General features: G+C 60.4%; 13 protein-coding genes. 3 read left to right on the forward strand and 10 right to left on the reverse strand.

Annotation, left to right across the window (positions count from 1 at the left end; translation table 11 throughout):
- Nucleotides 1-46: 46 nt before the first annotated feature.
- On the reverse strand, nucleotides 47-4,771 hold the full coding sequence (locus NOG11_RS08240) for a glycosyltransferase (protein WP_256619267.1): 4,725 nt from the start codon (nucleotides 4,769-4,771) through the stop codon (nucleotides 47-49).
- Nucleotides 4,772-5,112: 341 nt separating this feature from the next.
- Here NOG11_RS08240 and NOG11_RS08245 point away from each other — a divergent pair, with 341 nt between their 5' ends.
- On the forward strand, nucleotides 5,113-6,075 hold the full coding sequence (locus NOG11_RS08245) for a glycosyltransferase family 2 protein (RefSeq protein ID WP_256619268.1): 963 nt from the start codon (nucleotides 5,113-5,115) through the stop codon (nucleotides 6,073-6,075).
- Nucleotides 6,076-6,128: 53 nt separating this feature from the next.
- On the opposite strand, the gene NOG11_RS15165 is transcribed toward NOG11_RS08245, so the two are convergent.
- Entirely contained in the window at nucleotides 6,129-7,463 is a 1,335-nt protein-coding gene (locus NOG11_RS15165; RefSeq protein ID WP_256619269.1) for a glycosyltransferase family 4 protein, read from the reverse strand.
- Between the two features lie 211 nt (nucleotides 7,464-7,674).
- On the opposite strand from NOG11_RS15165, the gene NOG11_RS08255 reads away from it, so the two are divergent.
- Nucleotides 7,675-8,829, forward strand: a complete 1,155-nt coding sequence (locus NOG11_RS08255; protein WP_256619270.1) for a CaiB/BaiF CoA transferase family protein — start codon at nucleotides 7,675-7,677, stop codon at nucleotides 8,827-8,829.
- Nucleotides 8,830-8,883: 54 nt separating this feature from the next.
- Nucleotides 8,884-10,020, forward strand: coding sequence for an acyl-CoA dehydrogenase family protein (locus NOG11_RS08260; protein ID WP_256619271.1), 1,137 nt, complete (start codon nucleotides 8,884-8,886; stop codon nucleotides 10,018-10,020).
- Nucleotides 10,021-10,192: 172 nt separating this feature from the next.
- Here the strand turns inward: NOG11_RS08260 and NOG11_RS08265 are convergent, their stop codons facing one another.
- From NOG11_RS08265 to NOG11_RS08300, 8 genes are all read right to left on the reverse strand, one after another.
- Nucleotides 10,193-10,498 (reverse strand): hypothetical protein, encoded by a 306-nt coding sequence (locus NOG11_RS08265; RefSeq protein ID WP_256619272.1) that lies wholly within the window; start codon nucleotides 10,496-10,498, stop codon nucleotides 10,193-10,195.
- Nucleotides 10,495-11,403, reverse strand: coding sequence for an alpha/beta fold hydrolase (locus NOG11_RS08270; protein WP_256619273.1), 909 nt, complete (start codon nucleotides 11,401-11,403; stop codon nucleotides 10,495-10,497). Before NOG11_RS08270 ends, NOG11_RS08265 begins: the two co-directional genes overlap by 4 nt.
- Nucleotides 11,404-11,405: 2 nt before the next feature.
- Nucleotides 11,406-12,125: a 2,3-diphosphoglycerate-dependent phosphoglycerate mutase gene (gene gpmA, locus NOG11_RS08275; RefSeq protein ID WP_256619274.1), complete on the reverse strand. Its 720-nt coding sequence runs from the start codon at nucleotides 12,123-12,125 to the stop codon at nucleotides 11,406-11,408.
- 33 nt (nucleotides 12,126-12,158) lie between these two features.
- Entirely contained in the window at nucleotides 12,159-13,082 is a 924-nt protein-coding gene (locus NOG11_RS08280) for a diacylglycerol/lipid kinase family protein (RefSeq protein ID WP_256619275.1), read from the reverse strand.
- A complete protein-coding gene (locus NOG11_RS08285; RefSeq protein WP_256619276.1) occupies nucleotides 13,079-13,894 on the reverse strand; it encodes a metallophosphoesterase family protein in 816 nt (271 codons plus the stop codon). The genes NOG11_RS08280 and NOG11_RS08285 overlap by 4 nt, the downstream gene beginning before the upstream one ends.
- A 49-nt stretch (nucleotides 13,895-13,943) precedes the next feature.
- The gene (locus NOG11_RS08290; RefSeq protein ID WP_256619277.1) at nucleotides 13,944-15,131 is read right to left on the reverse strand and encodes an endonuclease/exonuclease/phosphatase family protein; all 1,188 of its coding nucleotides are present in this window, start codon (nucleotides 15,129-15,131) and stop codon (nucleotides 13,944-13,946) included.
- 37 nt (nucleotides 15,132-15,168) lie between these two features.
- Nucleotides 15,169-15,405 (reverse strand): hypothetical protein, encoded by a 237-nt coding sequence (locus tag NOG11_RS08295; protein WP_256619278.1) that lies wholly within the window; start codon nucleotides 15,403-15,405, stop codon nucleotides 15,169-15,171.
- A 142-nt stretch (nucleotides 15,406-15,547) separates the two neighbouring features.
- Nucleotides 15,548-16,963 (reverse strand): NAD(P)(+) transhydrogenase (Re/Si-specific) subunit beta, encoded by a 1,416-nt coding sequence (locus NOG11_RS08300; protein WP_256619279.1) that lies wholly within the window; start codon nucleotides 16,961-16,963, stop codon nucleotides 15,548-15,550.
- Nucleotides 16,964-17,054 lie beyond the last annotated feature (91 nt).

A 17,054-nucleotide genomic window follows, 5' to 3' on the forward strand; every position in this document is an offset into this window, starting at 1 on the left:
TCCGCCGCTGGCTACAAGACGGAATGACATCAAAACGCTCTAGCGATCAGGCAGGCTTCGTATCGCTTTCGTACTGCTGAGACCTGCTCAGACACACCGTCATTTCGGTTTGCGCGATGATCTGGAATGAGTTGTCTAACATGTACGGTACGGCGAGCTTACCCTTGCCGTGATACGCACCGTCGAGATCGACCCAAGTATCATCTAAAGCAACGATCCCGTCAGGTGCGAGCCGCTTCGTCAGCGTCTTCGCACAAGATAGATGCATTTTCCAGCAGTCTTCATCGCTGATTCTTGCGCCTAGATTCCTCTCATAGCTGTCCTGACGCTGGTCGGAGTGCTTGCCGTGGTCAAAATCGTAGGCATCGAGATAGACAAAATCGATGCTGCCCGTATGAAGCTTAAGGAAGTCCTCGCCTTTACTGACGAAAACCTGCGCGGCCGGGTTGAGATACGGGAGTATATCCTTTGCGGCGGCAACGTTCTTCGTATCCATATCGACGCCGATGTAATGCAGGTCCAAAAGTGCTGCGAAGAGGCTCAGTTTCTGGGTGGATCGCTGACCTTGCCAGAGTTCGCGGGTCATACCGATTTCGATCAAGCTTCTGCCAGAGAGGGTTCCCGGTGAGCGGCGCTCGAGGTCGATGAGCGCATCCATCAGAAGGATATGGCCGTGCTCCTTCTCGACCTCGAATTCTCGCCGATCGAGGCCTGAACCCCCTAGCCACATAGGTCGTAGAGACCTAGCGACCACCGCGAGATCGGTTCCAATCGACGTTGTCTGAAACTTGCGGAATTCTTTGATTGCTTCTTCCGATGCCTTCTGCAGCGTGTCAATCTTACTGTCATGGTTAGCTTGCGCTTGAGAAAGAGCGTTTGCAGCTTCTTCCACCCGACGAGCGATCGTGTTTGAGCTCAAAGCTTGCGCTGTTGCTTCTGCAACCTGCTGCGCCGCATCGGAAAGCTCCTTACTGAGCGCCGTGCTCTCTTCGGCGAGCTTTTTGACCTTAGCCAATTGCTGTCGAAGCACTTGGTCCACGGAGGAGAGGCGGGTCTCCACACCGTTGATCCGTTCGCGGTCCGAGCAAATTTGCTGATCCAAGCGAGCGATCTTCTCCTCGGCTGATTGGTGCACCTCTCTTGCGAACTTTTCGACCTGATCGATCCGCTTTGTCAGTTTGGAGAAGGTTCGCTCGGACTCGCGCCGGTAAGCCAGTTGTTGTTCTTGGCGGTTCGTCAGATCTTGCAATCTTGCCAGCACATCATCCATGCGGGCGCGTCCGGCGACGGCTTCGCCCGTAAGAGCACTTAGCCCTACGTAAGTCCGCAGAGCTAAGTAGAACAGGCCGAAACAGAATACGAGAAGTACGGATAGTCCGATAAGGGGTGCGCCCCAACTGGTTGGCACTGGCCCCACCCTCTCCAAAGCAAACGCCCCGACCAAAGCTGGAAGCAGTGCCAGGACGATCGCGGGGACAACCCAAGTACGCCGACGCCATCCCCCGGCTAAGCCTTTCCTACCTAACCGCAAAAGCCCAAAACTCCGCGGCGAGCGTTTCTGCAACCAGTCACCGAAAGGGGCATAGAAGGGGCGCTTCTCCGGGGCGCCAGCCTGTGACCGTTTTTCTTCACCACTTGCTACTTTCTGCTCAGGTACCGGAGCAGATGCAGTTGGAGGTTTTGTTTGCACTACCGCTGCGGGACGCACCTTCGGTTTTGGATCCTGCACAGCAGGTGTTAGCGCGTAGTTCTCCTGGCTAGAACTCCAATTGCTGGGCTTCATATCCAGAAGAGATTGGAGGCGCATTTTCGGGAACTGGGTTATGAGAGAGTGTGGACTTAAATTAAAGACACTTACCTCAGCAACCTTCGCAGCCTTCGCTTTCTCCTTCCAAGCGTATCTGTGACCCTTCGCTTGAGGAAGAGAGTAAACATCTCCTTTCCTTTGGTAATCGTCAAAGAAATAATTAGGATTGAAGTTTGGCGAATTCTCAATAATAAGAAGTTTCCTTAGATTTGGGGCAAGGTTGATATCTTCATAGCCGAGCTCCTTGAACTCGGATTCAGTAAGAGGTCTCGATTCAGCAATCTCTTCTACATAGCTTCCCTCTACACCAATCAAATATATATGCTTGTATCCCAGCTCCACTGCTTTCTCGAAACAAAAGTCCCCTGTCGAGCTGTGAGGTATCTCAGTCAACCGAGGATGATCGGTAAGAGGGCGTGAGAAGAAAAACTGGCGAGTAGAGACTTGCTCGCTTTCAATGATCGTTTTCAACCGGTCTCTGTGCGAATGAACGACTTTGCTGTCGGCACACGCATAGTAAGTGGGCCACCAATTAATACGCGAGAAATACCGGTAGGCAATACCCATTCCGAACGTGTCCATGTCGGCTGGAAGCCTATCAAAACCGATAGCGGCAAGCTCTCTCGTCGATGGCCCGTTGCCAATAATCAGCATGCGGCGGCCCTCACTGAGCTTCCTCAATTGCCTAGTACGCGGCAGGTCGACCTCGTCTAGCGACGGGGTAATATACAAGGTTTGTTCAACCGCTTCAGCAAGCTGAGGTAGACGCCCGCCGAGATTAGCTTGACGCATGAACGCCGCAATTTCCTCGCGATCAATTTTTGCTGATAGTTTAATGTCCGTAGTTGGAATGCGGAATATGCGAACCGCAATCCGCTCGACGAGGTGCGCGCATGCAGCAACACTTTTCTTTCGCATATAGTCGACGAAAGCTTGTTCCGCCATAATCGTATCGAAATCAGTCTCGCTGCGACCAAGAATCGACCAAATCAAAGGGCCCTCTAAACGGCCATAAAGTATTTGGTCGCGAGGCGGTTCATTCAGGCCCTCCCTAAACTCGTCAGCAATCTGAGGTCGCCCATCTCTCGAATAAACGTAGTCGATTGCCGGAATAAGATTCTTTTCATGCCTTAGAATACTCTGATATGTGTTAGACGCGCTATGAACTCGATATGTACAGGTTCCTTCTGGAACATAATAAGACTTTACCCCGGTTCGTAATATTTCTGCAAGATACATCCAGTCCTCACCATTGGCGAGGTTCGTCGGAAACCTAAATTGAGACATGAGTTCGGCGCGCCCCATCAACGTGGTGATTTGCGCAGCGTTCCCATACATGTCTTTGAACGTTATATCGCGTCCAGCACCATTATGTAGTCCAAGACTTCTTCCGTACTCGTCGGTACGCCTAAGCCGACTGTGGACGAGTTCAATATCAGGGTTGTCCAAAAGCTTTTGCGCCCGTGCGCGGAGCGAGCCACGATCCATTTCGTCGTCAGCATCTAGAAAAGTTATAAAACGGCCAGTTGCTTCAGCAAGCCCTCTGTTTCGAGCGTGAGAAACACCAGCAGCAGGTTCACTCACTACACGAATGCGCGGATCACGACCCGACCACTCTAGCGCCAAGTCTTCTGTCGTATCAGTCGAGTTATTGTTAACAATGACTAGTTCCCAGCTCGACATGTCCTGATGTCGGATCGATAACACCATCTGCTGTAGAAACTGTTCTGCATTGAACGCAGGCACGATGATTGAGACTAACGGTCTTGCCTGATTATCCAGCTCGTTCTCAGATGGGTTTTTGACGGAAGGAACGCTGCGCTTTTGAAGCGCGGAGATAAATGAAGGCGTCATATTGACAATTCGATGACCTTTTTCTTCAGCGGCGGAGAGCCAAGTCTCTAATGTCTCGCAATGACGAAGGTAATAGTCGTTATAGTCAATGGCGAAGAATGCCGGATGAGCCTGTCGAATGACTGGCATTTGGTCATTAAATTGACTCGCTGTGTCGTGGCTCCAAAAATAGTCGTCTGAGGAAACGGGACGCCCGTCGCAACCAGCAATGGCGATTTCATCGAAAAAGGTTGTGGCAAGCGGAAGAAGAAACAGCGTAAGGATGTTACTGGTAGTTGTAACCACGTGGTTCGAGAGTAGGTCGAGTTGGGGCTCCTCGCCTTTTTTGAACGGCATCCCGATGATCTTGGTTATGAAACGTTCCGGGAGATGATACTCATAAATATGAAAGTCGCGCATTGGCACCATGAGATACGCACTATACTCATCAAGCACTTCTACAAGACTCGCGCGGAACGCAGCGGCGTACGAGGAAGGACCCGCATGGAATATTGGATCACCTACTACAACAAGCGGAGGCTTCATCCGCTGCAGAAGCGGTTTGTTTCGCACCATACTGTTGCAAGCTATGGCTACGCCGTCCGAGAAGTCGTGGTCGGACATCAGACCTAGCCCAGGCCCCGTGCCGAAAATATAACCTTTAGAGGAAGTTAACTCTCGGCTGATGGTGTCGAGGGCAGTTTTCGATCGTTCTAGAGACTCTTGCTGACGATCTGGGAACCACTCAGCGAACTTCAGATAAAACGACCCTGCGTTCTGGACGTTGTCGTGGTCAACACGGATAACAGACTTTCCCTTCAGTTCGGTGGGAATACCGTTCGCACTAGCGTCATCCGTTCGCCACAGAAGCACGAGGTCGGCTCTCTCCAACTCTTGCTCCAGATCACTGGTAGACAGCTCCATTTGCCTGACCGGTAACGTTCCGTTTAGCAGCCTAAGTTGCTCGTCCAGGTAGGTTGGTACCTCACCGACTGTGACAGCATCGGTTACAACCGGGAGGACGATACTGGCGATCTTTTCAGCAAACGGAGCAAGGTACCAATGCAGTCTATAAAAATGATCCGTAAGCTTATCGGAATTCTCAAATGCTGGGTAGAAACAAACTTGCATCAACGTTCCTCACGCCGCTTGCGGGCGGCAAACTGCTACGATCCTAGACTGGACCTGATTGCAGGCTTCAACCACCTTGCCATCGAAATGGGAAGCCCGCGTTTGCCAGCAATGCGAGCGTTCCAGATCGACGCGGGCATCCGTTGACTACAGTCCTGTCCAGAAGCCTATCATCCTCGCTTCGGGCTACCCAAGGAGGCGAATTGAACGGCTGCGTGATGATCCTAGAAACCCGCAAAGCAACTGACCCTATTGTAACGCCTCCGCTACTGGCTCCACTTCTCAAGGTAACGCGTTTGTGCGAGAAGCCCCCCATAGAACCAGATCGGTAGAGGACTTCCATGGGGCATGAGAAGCGTAGCGTCAGCATCGTCTTTCGGGCGCTCAACGAGGAGAAGTGGTTTGCGGACGCGCTTCAAGCGTGTCGTGACCAGGACCTTTCCGGCAGCGATATTGAAACGGAAATCATCTTGGTCGACTCTGGCTCGACCGATGGTACGCTCGAGATCGCCGAGCGTTTTGGCTGCCGCATCGTCCATATCAAGAAGCAGGACTTCACCTTCGGCCGCTCGCTGAACTGGGGCTGCGAGGCGGCCACGGGCGAGGTCCTCGTCTTCATCTCAGCCCATTGCATCCCCGCTCACCCCCGGTGGTTGGTCAACCTCACGGAGCCGCTTCTGGCGGACAAAGCCGACTATACCTACGGCAAGCAGGTAGGGCACGAAGTCAGCCGTTTTTCCGAGAAACAGATATTCGCTAAGTACTTTACCGAACACGACAAACCGGACCAGGGCGATTTCTTCGTCAACAATGCAAACTCGGCGATACGAACGTCGGTTTGGGAGCGTTATCGGTTCTGCGAGAAGGCAACGGGGCTGGAGGATATGGTCCTTGGAAAAGCGCTCAAGGCTGATGGGGGCCGGATCGCCTATATCGCCGATGCGCCTGTGGTCCACATCCATGAAGAGACGTTGAAGCAGACGAGGCGGCGCTACTACCGCGAGGCGCTGACCCTTCGGGAGATCATGCCGGAGGTCCAGGTGACGTTCCGGGATTTCTGCCGCTATTTTACTGCGGCTGTTTTCCATGACTGGGGTGAGGCACTGAAAGAGCGGTGCTTTGCGAGCGTTGCGGGGGAGATACTACTGTTTCGCTTCAACCAGTTCTGGGGCACCTATAAGGGCCATAACGAGCACCGAACCCTCTCGCGCACTCAGAAGGAAGCCTACTACTACCCTGCCAGCCACAAGCGGAATGAAAAGGCACACCGGTCTCTTATCGGCGAGGCGGCGGAGACGTCCTGAGAGGGCCTTGATTGCAGGTCCCCGAACTAGCCGCTTAGCGGCCTTGGCCGTACTCAGTTTGGCTTTCCGTTCCGATCTCGCTTCCAAAATATGGTCTTGCCTTGCTTCACGGTCTCCAACCGCCGAGCAAAGAGTAGGGCCTGCATGCAGGCGCCTACCGTTTTCGGACTAAGGCGCTGCTGCACAGCCTCTTTCGAACGCCGTCCAAGCTGCTGACGCTCATGCGGATGCTCTGAAAGCTTCTTCAGCGCTGCTGCCGCCTCGCTTGGTGAGGGCTCGGCCCATAGCTGACCTGGTGCGGTGTAGACGCCATAGGGATCGGATACGGGGATGAGTTCATAAGGCACAAGGGCAGCGGTGCCCTCGCCCGCGAAGTCGCGGCTGCCCGACCAGTCCGTGACCACGCACGCTTTGCCCAGAAGCATGGCCTCCGCGATGGTCAAACCGAACCCTTCGGCCCGGTGAAGAGAGAGAAAGATGTCGCACGAAGCCATCAGCCCCCAACGGTCCTCACTGGTCAGTGCTTCGTCGAGTATCAGGATGTTCCCTGATCCGCTCACAGCCGATCGCAGGTCCGCTTCCGCCTTCGGGTTCTGGGACAAGTTTCGGGTCTTGACGATGAGGACATGCTCGTCGCTGTCGCCGAACGCGGCCCGGTGCGCCTCGATCGCACCGAACGGGTTCTTCCTCGTGAAGGAGGAGAGCGAGTCCGCCATGGTCAGGGTCACGAGCGCGCCGGGCGGCAAACCAAAGCGTTCCCGCATGGGATCCGCCGCCGGTGGAGCGGCGATGGCGTGATTGACTGCGGGAACGGCACCCATGTCCGGATGCGTCATCAGCGAGCTCGCCGTGTAGGAACTGATCGCCCAGACTTCGGACAGAAACCGGTGTGCCCGTTGCCACCCCTTCGGAAAGCAAGGCAGCTCCCAAGCCCAGTAGCCGATCGTGTACCACCGCCTGCCTTTGTTGAAGCCAAGGTGATGAAGAGCGGTGGCGGTCTCGGGCGCGTTGAGCTGGATGATCATCACGCCCTCCTCCTGTGAGGGCATCGAGGACAGGGGAATATCCGGCTCCAGATCGACCGATGACAAGACCTCCGACACGTCCACCGCCAGCGGGTTCAGTCCCGCGGCCTTGAGCGCATGGTAGGTCAGCCTGGCGGCCTCTCCGATACCGTTCGCGGTTCGGAAAAGCCCAACGATCACGAGCGGTGCATGAGCAAGGTCCGGGAAAACAGGCGACGGCCGCGCGAGGAGGCGGTAGGCACGGTAGTCGCGAAGCTGAGGACCGAGGGCCTGCCAGACTGCATGACGGACAGGTTCCGGGATCGTCCGCCACAACCGGCGCAGCGTTTGCGGGCGCTCCGGATGGTCCTGCCCGCCTGTCACGTCCTACCCTTCATGAACTTTCCCCGACTTCTCGCCCCTTGCCGCTGCCGCAGCCGCGAGGCTCCTGGTTCCTCGTTGCGCCCGATCGTCCCGCCAGCCGGCTCGCGTTTCTGGACGGGTGTCCAGCAGCTTCCCAGATCCTTCGCGTGACTGCATGACGGGGTCCGGCGGGGAAGTTGATAGCCTCGTACAGGATATGCGAACAGACCCTATGACCAACCTCCTTCAAGGCATCCGCGTTCTCGACCTCACACGGCTTTTGCCGGGGCCGCTCTGCACCTTGTACATGGCCGATCAGGGGGCGGAGGTCATCAAGGTCGAGGATGAGGGCGCGGGTGATTATGCGCGCTCGGAGATGGCGATGGGGGTGTCGATGTCGCACCTCTTCCACCTTCTGAACCGTCAGAAGAAGTCCGTGACCCTCGATCTTCGCGAGCCGGAGGGGCGGGCGGCGCTCCTTCGTTTGGTCGAAGCGGCGGATGTTCTGGTCGAGAGTTTCCGGCCCGGCGTGATGGACAGGCTGGGGCTGGGATCGGCGGTCCTGCGCGAGGCGAAGCCAGACCTGATCGTCTGCTCCATGACCGCCTACGGACAGACGGGTCCGTATAGGAGCCAGCCTGCCCATGACAACAACATGCTGGCCCTCACCGGTATCGCCGATCAGCTCCCTCGTGCGGCAGGCGGTGAGATCGGCTCTCCCAATTTTCAGATCGCCGACATCGCCGGCGGGTCGCTGACGGCGCTTTCCTCCATCGCCATGGCGCTGTTCCGCCGTGAGCGGACGGGCGAGGGCGCGACCCTCGACATCAGCCTGGCCGAAGCCGCCCTCGCCGCGGCGGTCATGCCCCTTGCCACCATGCAGCTTCGCGGCGGCGAGACCCCTCCCCCCGGCGGCGACATGCTGACGGGCCTCCTGCCCTGCTACCGCTACTACGAGACGAAGGACGGCCGACAGATCGCCATGGGGGCGCTCGAGGGCAAGTTCTGGCGGGCCTTCTGCGAGGCGGCCGGAAGGCAGGACCTTGCGGACAAGGGCCGCGACATGACGAGGGGCGAAGGCTCCACCCACCATCAAACCGAACTGCTCTTCCGCTCCCGGACTTTCGATGAGTGGAGAGCCCTCCTGGAGGGTTTGGAGGCTTGCGTTACGCCTGTCCTCACCCTCAGCGAAGCGTTGAACGATCCGCATCTGGAGGAGCGACGCGTCTTCTACGACGTGCACGACCATGAGGACGGAGCGATCCGCCATGTGGCCTCCCCCATCGTCGTCGATGGTAAGCGCGCAAGACCGGGGCAGCCCGCACCGCGACAGGGCGAGCACAACGAGGAGATTCTCGGCTCTCGCACGCCCGGCGCGAAGGCTTGACACCCCTCCCCGCTTCCTTCGCAATTCTCGGCAAAGGATAAAGGGAGGAAACCCATGCTGAAGCGCGATGTCTATGAGGAGGAGCACGAGCTCTTCCGCGAAACCGTGCGCCGCTTCTTCGAGGAGGAGGTCATGCCGCGCCACGATGATTGGGAGGAGCGCGGCCATGTGGACCGGGAGGTCTGGCGGAAGGCCGGCGAGATGGGCCTTCTCTGCGCCACGATGCCGGAAGCTTACGGCGGCTCGGGCGTGGACCGCCGAACCAGCGCGGTTCTGATCGAGGAACAGCACCGGTTCGGCGCATCGGGCATCGGCTTTTCTCTGCACTCGGACATTGCCGCACCTTATATCGCCCACTACGGCTCGGAGGAGCAGAAGCAGCGCTACCTCCCTGCCATGGCGCGCGGCGAGATCATCGGCGCCATCGCCATGACCGAGCCTGGGACGGGCTCGGACCTCCAAGCTATCACGACGCGGGCGGAGGAAGATGGCGACCACTTCGTCCTCAACGGCGCGAAGACCTACATCACCAACGGCTATCTCTGTGACTTCGCCATCGTCGTCGCCAAGACCAGCCGGGGCGGCGGCGCCAAGGGCATGTCGCTTCTTCTGGTCGATGCGGACAGCGAAGGTTTCCACAAGGACAAGCCTTTCAAGAAGCTTGGCCTCAGAGCCCAGGATACCTGTCAGCTCACCTTCGACGATGTCCGTGTGCCGAAGGAGAATCTTCTCGGCATGGAGAACGGCGCCTTCCCCATGCTGATGAACGAGCTGGCCTGGGAGCGGCTCATCATCGCCATCGGCTGTGCTGCCTCCATGACCGAGGCGTTTCGTCTGGCCAAGGAGTACACGCAAGGCCGCACCGCCTTCGGCAAACCCATCGCCGCGTTCCAGGACGCTCGCTTCAAGCTTGCCGACCTCAAAACCAAGGCGCAGATCGCCCAGGTCTTCGTCGACAAGTGCATCGAGGAGGAGGTAGCAGGCCGCCTCCAGCCCGACACCGCCGCCATGGCCAAGGCCTGGACATCCGAGACCCTAAGCGAGGTCGCCGACACGGCCCTCCAGCTCCACGGCGGCTACGGCTTCATGTGGGAGGCCCCCATTGCCCGCCTCTTCGCCGACGCCCGCGTACAGCGCATCTATGGGGGGTCTACGGAGATCATGAAGGAGATCGTGGCTAGGAACTTGTAGGCGCCTCTCGAGGCCCTAGTATCTACTCGATACACAGCTACCGCCGTCGTCCCGGAAAGCCGTAGGCTTATCCGGGACCCATGGAGCGGCTACTAGCAATTCCGAACAACGGTGGTTTGGTGCCAGAGGCTAGGCTATGGATCCCGGATCAAGTCCGGGATGACGTGCCCTACTACACTTCCTTTGCCGTCCCCTCGATCACCTCGCCCTCATCCTCTTTTACCGCCTTCCGCGCAGCGCGCAGCTCGGCCAGGGCGAGAAGCGTCAGTGTGGGGACGAAGCCGTCGATCTGGTCGGTGACCTCCACCACTTCCCAAGCCTGGATCAGGCCCTTCCAGCCGAACAGCGCCACGGCGAAGGCGGTGGAAACCACATCGAAGGCGGTGCCGAATCCGATCACCCTCCCCGCGGTGAAGTCGATCAGGTCGATGACCACAGCGATCACTAGTTTGACTTTGGCTTTGGTCAGCGGCGTCATACGCTATCCCCCAGGAAACTCTGTACTCGTTCGATGAACCGATCATACTGGTCGTGGTGAAGCCAGTGGCCCGCGCCTTCGAACAGCTCGAACTCGGCGTTCCTGAAAGGTTTCAGTCGTCCGTCTTTCGAAGGGTCCGACGCCCAGCTATCCGAGCCGTAGAGAAGAAGAACCGGCGCTTCGATGGCTTCGTGCACGTCGGCATACTCCGCAGGCGGAATGGGCCGCAGCGGCATAAACCCGAGCTGCGGGTCGTGCTTCCAGCGGTAGCCGCCTTCGGTCTCGCGCAGCGCATGAAGCGCTAGGTGCCGCGCTTGTTCGGGGCTGAGCTGCTGGTGGAGGCTCGCCAGCCGCTTCACTGCGTCCTCTTTATCCTTGAAAACCCTCGGCCCCCTACCGGCGAGTTTCAGCCGCCGTTCCATGGTCTCGCCCATCCGCCGTGCAGTGGGTTTGCCGACCAGTTCGTCATAGCTTTTCTGACTGAAACCGAGGCCTTCGATGGAGACGACCTTCCGCACACGGTGCGGCTGGGCTGCCGCGTAGTTGAGGACGATGTTTCCGCCTAGCGAGTGACCGATGAAGTCGAACGGCGCCTCGAACCCCAGACCCACCAGATGCTCGACCATAAAGGCCATGTCGGTAGCCATGTCAAAGCCGTCATAGCCCCCGCCTGCGGCCCAGTCGCTGTCGCCGTGCCCGCGCAGGTCCGGCACCGCGACGCAGTACCGGTCGAGGAAGGCCGCGACCGTCCAGTCCCAGCTCCGCCCGTGATCCTTGCCGCCGTGCTGCAGAAGCAGCAGCGGTTTCGTCCGGTTACCCCATAGGCGAAGATGCAGCTTCAGACCCGAAGCCTCCACCTTCTCCTCGTGAAGGAGAGCCTCGTCGGGGAGCGCTGGCGAGGCCACCCCTATCTCGGCAACGGCGGCAGCTCGGTCGCCCGTTCGGCGTCGAGGTAGCGCGCAGAAGTCGGCTTCAGGGTCTCGTCCAGCTCGATCAGAAGCGGGTTGCCCGTCGGAATCTCCACCTTGTTGATGTCGTCATCGGCCACTTGGAACAGCACCTTGACCAGCGCCCGCAGCGAGTTGCCGTGGGCCGCGATGATAAAGTCCTGGCCCTGACGAAGGGCGGGGGCGATGGCTTCGTTCCAGTAGGGCTCGGTCCGGTCGAGGGTCAGCTTCAGGCTCTCCGTCTTCGGAACGTCGATGCCGGTATAGCGGCGGTCACCGAGGGACGGAAAGGGTGAGCTGTCCTCCAAGACCGGCGGCGGGGTGTCGTAGCTCCGGCGCCAGATATGCACCTGCTCGTCGCCGTGCTTATCGCGGGTCTCTTGCTTGTTGAGGCCCGTCAGCCCGCCATAGTGGCGCTCGTTCAGGCGCCAGTCCTTGATGACCGGCAGCCAGGGTTCCTCCATGGCATCGAGCGCAATGTTCAAGGTACGGATGGCCCTGGTCAGCATCGAGGTGAAGCAGCCGTCGAACTGGACGCCGCTCGCTTTGAGAAGCTCGCCGGCCTTCTTGGCCTCCGCCTCGCCCTTCTCGGTGAGGGGCACGTCGACCCAGCCGGTGAAGCGGTTCTCGAGGTTCCACTGGGACTGGCCGTGGCGCAAAAAGGCTAGCGTTCTGGGCATGGGAGGCTCCTTCGGATCGTTCCTGACCGCCAGTTAGCCCGCCTGCTCCCCTTGCGCCACCTCTGCCTTGCGCAAGTCGGGCACCGTCAGGCAGCGGGGGTGGATGGTGAAGGAGATCGCCTCGCGCGAGGTGCCGGGCTCACCATCCAGCGTGTAGTGCAGCTCCTTGCCCATGGGCTCGACCAGCACCTCGTCGGCCTCGTAGCGCTGCAGGTCGTCACTCCCTTCCAAGCCTACGGTCAGCCCGTCGAGAATGTGCTGCATCAGCCCCAGAAGCCCGCGCTGCTGCGAGACGTAGACGATCAGCTTGCCGCCATCCAGTTTGTTGCGCCGCGGCGCCACCCCTTTGCCCGCCCAGACCGGACCGTTGACGATGAAGACGGCGCTCGTCTCCGTCTCGATCACCTCGCCGTCCAGGGTGAAGCGGTAGGCGTCGCTTTGGGCACTGAGGAAGTGCTCGATCATGGTGGTGGCGGCACCCAAGGCATCACCGAAAGTGGGTGCATGTCGAAGCTCCTCGCGGTCCTCGGCCATCTCGGCGAAGGTGCCGAAGAGGGCACTGTGCAGCATGGCGCGCTCACCCATCCGTACCAGGTCGATCTTGCGGGGCGGGGCGGCGAGCGAGCGCTTCAGCGCCACATCGGCGTCGAGCGGCATGTCGAGGTCCAGCGGCACGAGGTTGGCGGTGCCGTAGGGTAGCGGGATGAGCATGGGTGCCTGCTGGCGCTTCTGCAGGACACCAGCGATACCGCCGATCGTGCCGTCGCCGCCCACGGTCACCACCGCCTTGCCGCCGAAACCCTGGGCCGCCTCGGCAAGCTCCGTGAACGCACCGCTAAGAAACCGGGCGTCGCCGTGGGAAGCAAATGCCGGGCGAAGATCGGCCTCGATGGCCTCGGCACCGAGCTCCTTGGCACGGCCGGACTTGGAGTTGATGAGAACGAGATAGTCGCTCACGAACTGACCTCCTGCCATCCCGCCTTTGTGCGCTCGAAACGGTGGGCCACCTCCTTGGCGAAGCCCCCCTCCCCCCAGCGGTGGGTCGAGAGGCGCAGGCGGTCTTCGCCCTCCTGGGTCAGGACGTTGTAGCTAGCCGCCTCGCCGCGCAGCCTGGTGGAGACCGCCGTGCCCGCTTGGCTGAGAATGAAGGACCAGCCGTCCTCCTCCACCACGGTGATGCGGGCCTTGTGCACATGCCCGGTCATGACGACATCGACCTTGGCATCGGTCAGCGTCCTCATCACCTCGTCCGCCTTCGGAAGAACGGCGCGGCCCGCGCTGCCGCCGTCCTCGAAGCCTAGGATCGGATGATGGAAGCTGCAGATGCGCAGTCGCCCCTCCGCCTCGGCATAGGCGGCGCCGATGGCGTCGAGCTGACGCCGGGACAGCTTCCCCGTCGACCAGTCGAGGGAGGGGCGGATGCGGCGGGCGCTGTTCAGCCCGGCAAAGACGAAGCTGTCCCGCTCCTCGATGGGCTCCTCGGCAAAACCCGCGATCCGCTCATAGCGGCTCCACGGTTTGAGGAAGCGTGAGGCGAGGTTGTAGACGGGGGTATCGTGGTTGCCGGGGACCACCATCACGTCCATGTCGAGGGCCTCGAACCAGCGGGCGGCGTCCGCGAACTCGTGCTTGCGCCCGGACTGGGTGATGTCGCCGCTGACGACGATCGCCTCGATCCCGTCGCTCGCCAGAATGCCTGCCAGCGCTTCAAGCTGGGCGGGGTCGGTGCTGCCGAAGTGGAGGTCGGAGAGATGCGCTATCCTGCTCATGGCCGAACGAACACGCCCGGAACGGAACCCTCTCAGCCTAGCAGATAGCCTAGGGCAGCGCGATATCGACCCAGACGAGGCGGTGGTCCGAGCTCACCGGCGGGTAGCCAGGCCCCGTCAGCCGGTAGAGCGGCTCGTTCTCGGCTGGCCAAAACACACCTGCATCCACCACATGGAGGTTGGCCGACGGCAGCACATAGTCGATGCGCAAATTACCGGCGTAGCGGTCGTTGAAGTCGCCTGTGTCGAGCGCTGGGTCGCCCTGGTGCCGCTCGTTGGTGCCGCCCTGCCGCCTGGCTGCGTCGGCCCCGCCCGCGCTTTTCGGCTGGGGGTCCTGGATGAGGGGATGGCCTAGGAGCTGCTCGATGGCCCGCTCGCTCCGTCCCGCGACCACATCGCCGTCGGAGGGGTCTGCGTTGAGGTCGCCCGCGATCAGGAAGAACGCGCCTCTTTCCAGACCGCCTCGCCTGCCTTGATCATCCATGAGATAGTCCGCACCCGCCACGATATCGCTTAGCAGCCTGACCTCGTCATAGTTGCGGCGGCCGTTGCGGTCCTCATCGCCATCGAAGCCCGGCGGGGTGGGGTGTGCGAGGACCAGGTTCAGGACGCTCCCCTTAGCCTGGACTGGCACCACGGCGTGGGTCTTGGACGAAAGCCGAAGGACATCCGCCGCCTCCTCGCTGTAGAAGCCAGCAGGCAGAAGGTTGCCCGGCATATCCTTCCACCGCAGCATACGGAAGGTCCGAACGGCATCTTCGTCCACGGGCAGACGGGACAGCACCGCGATGCCGTACTGGCCCGGATGGGTGCCGTAGCCGAAGCTGTCATTGCCGTACTCGCGGCTGCCGGGCTCATGGTCGGCGCGGCCGTCTCCGTCGAGATCGACGCCGCTCGCCGCACCAGTGTTCGATGGCAAGGCCAGGCGGTGCTCGTAGCCGAGGTCTAGCTGCTCGGCGAACAGCGCCAGCGCCTCACCGCTCTCCTCATAGTCGAACTCGTTCAGCACCAGGACGTCCGGCTCTACCACACGGATGATCTCGCGGACGGCCTCGATCTGCTTGCTACCGGCTTCGAGGTCAGCCAGCAGCGCCCCCGGCTCGTCGCGGTAGAGGCTGACATTGAAGGTCGCCACACGGATGGTCTCTTCGGCTACCAAGACGGAAACCTCCGCGTCCGCCTCATTTTCGGCGGCGCAGGCGGCTATGGCGAAGAGGACGAGGGCTAGCAGTCGCACGTGCGGCAACACTCTTTCGCTATCGGGACTTGGCTGCCTAGTGGACGAAGAACGTCTTCGAGAACCCCAGAACGCCGAGCCAGGTGAAGAAGGAGATGATGAGGCTCAGGAACCAGTTCGTGTCCATCAGCAGCAGCGTGAGGAACATTACGATCGCCAGGGTGATGGGCAGGCCCCAGACATAGCCGATATCCATCATCCGCTGATAGGTCTTACCTCGGTTCTCGACGGTCTGTGCGGGCAGTTGGTCGTTCGGGTTCTTCTCGATATGCATGGCTGCGTCCCCATGGGTCTTGGATCTGGCGCCGCCCTTAGCGCAAGGGGGGTTACAGGTCCATGAGCACCCGTCGGGCGGATTGCGTAGCCACCCCCCTTCACCCGCGGCGGCGGAAAGCTTCGCGTTCCGCCCTACCGCCTCAATCCATCGCCTTGACGATCTCCTCGCACATCTTCTTCGCGTCGCCGAACAGCATCATGGTGTTGTCGCGGAAGAAGAGCTCGTTCTGCACCCCCGCATAGCCCGAGGACATGCCCCTTTTGACGAAGAGCACCGTGCCCGCGTTCTCCACATCGAGGATCGGCATGCCGTAGATGGCCGAGGACTTGTCAGTCTTGGCCGCGGGGTTCGTCACGTCGTTCGCGCCGATGACGAAGGCGACGTCGGCGTTCGAGAACTCCGAGTTGATGTCCTCTAGCTCGAAGACCTCGTCATAGGGCACGCTCGCCTCGGCCAGGAGCACGTTCATGTGCCCTGGCATTCGGCCCGCCACGGGGTGGATGGCGTATTTGACGTCGACGCCTTCGGCTTTGAGCTGGTCGGCCATCTCGCGCAGGGCGTGCTGCGCCTGGGCGACGGCCATGCCGTAGCCCGGCACGATGATGACCTTGCCGGCGTTCTTCATGATGAAGGCCGCATCCTCCGCCGAGCCCTGCTTGACCGGTCGGTCGTCCTCACCGCCTCCCGCTGCCGCCGCCGCATCGTCACCGCCGAAGCCGCCCGCGATGACGTTGATGAAGCTGCGGTTCATGCCGCGGCACATGATGTAGGAGAGAATGGCCCCCGACGCCCCCACCAGTGCCCCGGTGATGATCAGCGCCATGTTCGACAGGGTGAAGCCGATCCCCGCCGCCGCCCAGCCTGAGTAGCTGTTCAGCATGGAGACCACCACCGGCATGTCCGCCCCGCCGATGGGCACGATGAGCAGCACGCCGAGCGCCAGGGCGATCAGCGTGAGGAGGAGGAAGAGAAGCGGGTTCTGCGCGCCTGTGCAGAGAAGCACGATCAGAAGAAGCGCCGCCCCGGCCAGCGCCAGATTGATCACATGCCGCGCGGGCAGAAGGATGGGCTTGCCCGACATCCGCCCGTCGAGCTTCAGGAAAGCGATGATCGACCCTGTGAAGGTCACCGCGCCGATGAAGACGCCGATTGACATCTCGATGATCGCCTGCGCCTCAACCTCGCCCGGCACGCCGATGCCGTAGGCCCTAGGCGCGAGGAACGCCGACCAGGCGATCAGGACCGCAGCTAGACCAACGAGGGCGTGGAATGCCGCGACGAGCTGCGGCATGGAGGTCATGGCCACCTTCCGCGCGATGAACGCTCCGGGCACCCCGCCCGCCGCGATGGCCAGCAGCACCAAAAGCCACGCCCCCGGCCCGGCGGCGCCGAGGAACGCCTCGGAGAACAAGGTCGCGAAGACGGCGATCCCCATACCGATCATCCCGAACTGGTTCCCGCGCCTGGAGGTTGCTGGGCTCGAAAGCCCCCTCAGCGCAAGGATGAACAGGATGCCGGAGACGACATAGAGAATGGCGGTGAGGTTGGTGGACATCTAAGAGCTTTCTTCCCGAACTGGCAGCAGGCCCTCTCCCCAAACTGCCTTGCAGTTTGGACCTCTCCCCAGGGAGAGGTTTCCGTCTCTC

It is taken from the genome of Parvularcula maris (assembly GCF_024505085.1).
GTDB classification, from domain to species: Bacteria; Pseudomonadota; Alphaproteobacteria; order Caulobacterales; family Parvularculaceae; genus Parvularcula; species Parvularcula maris.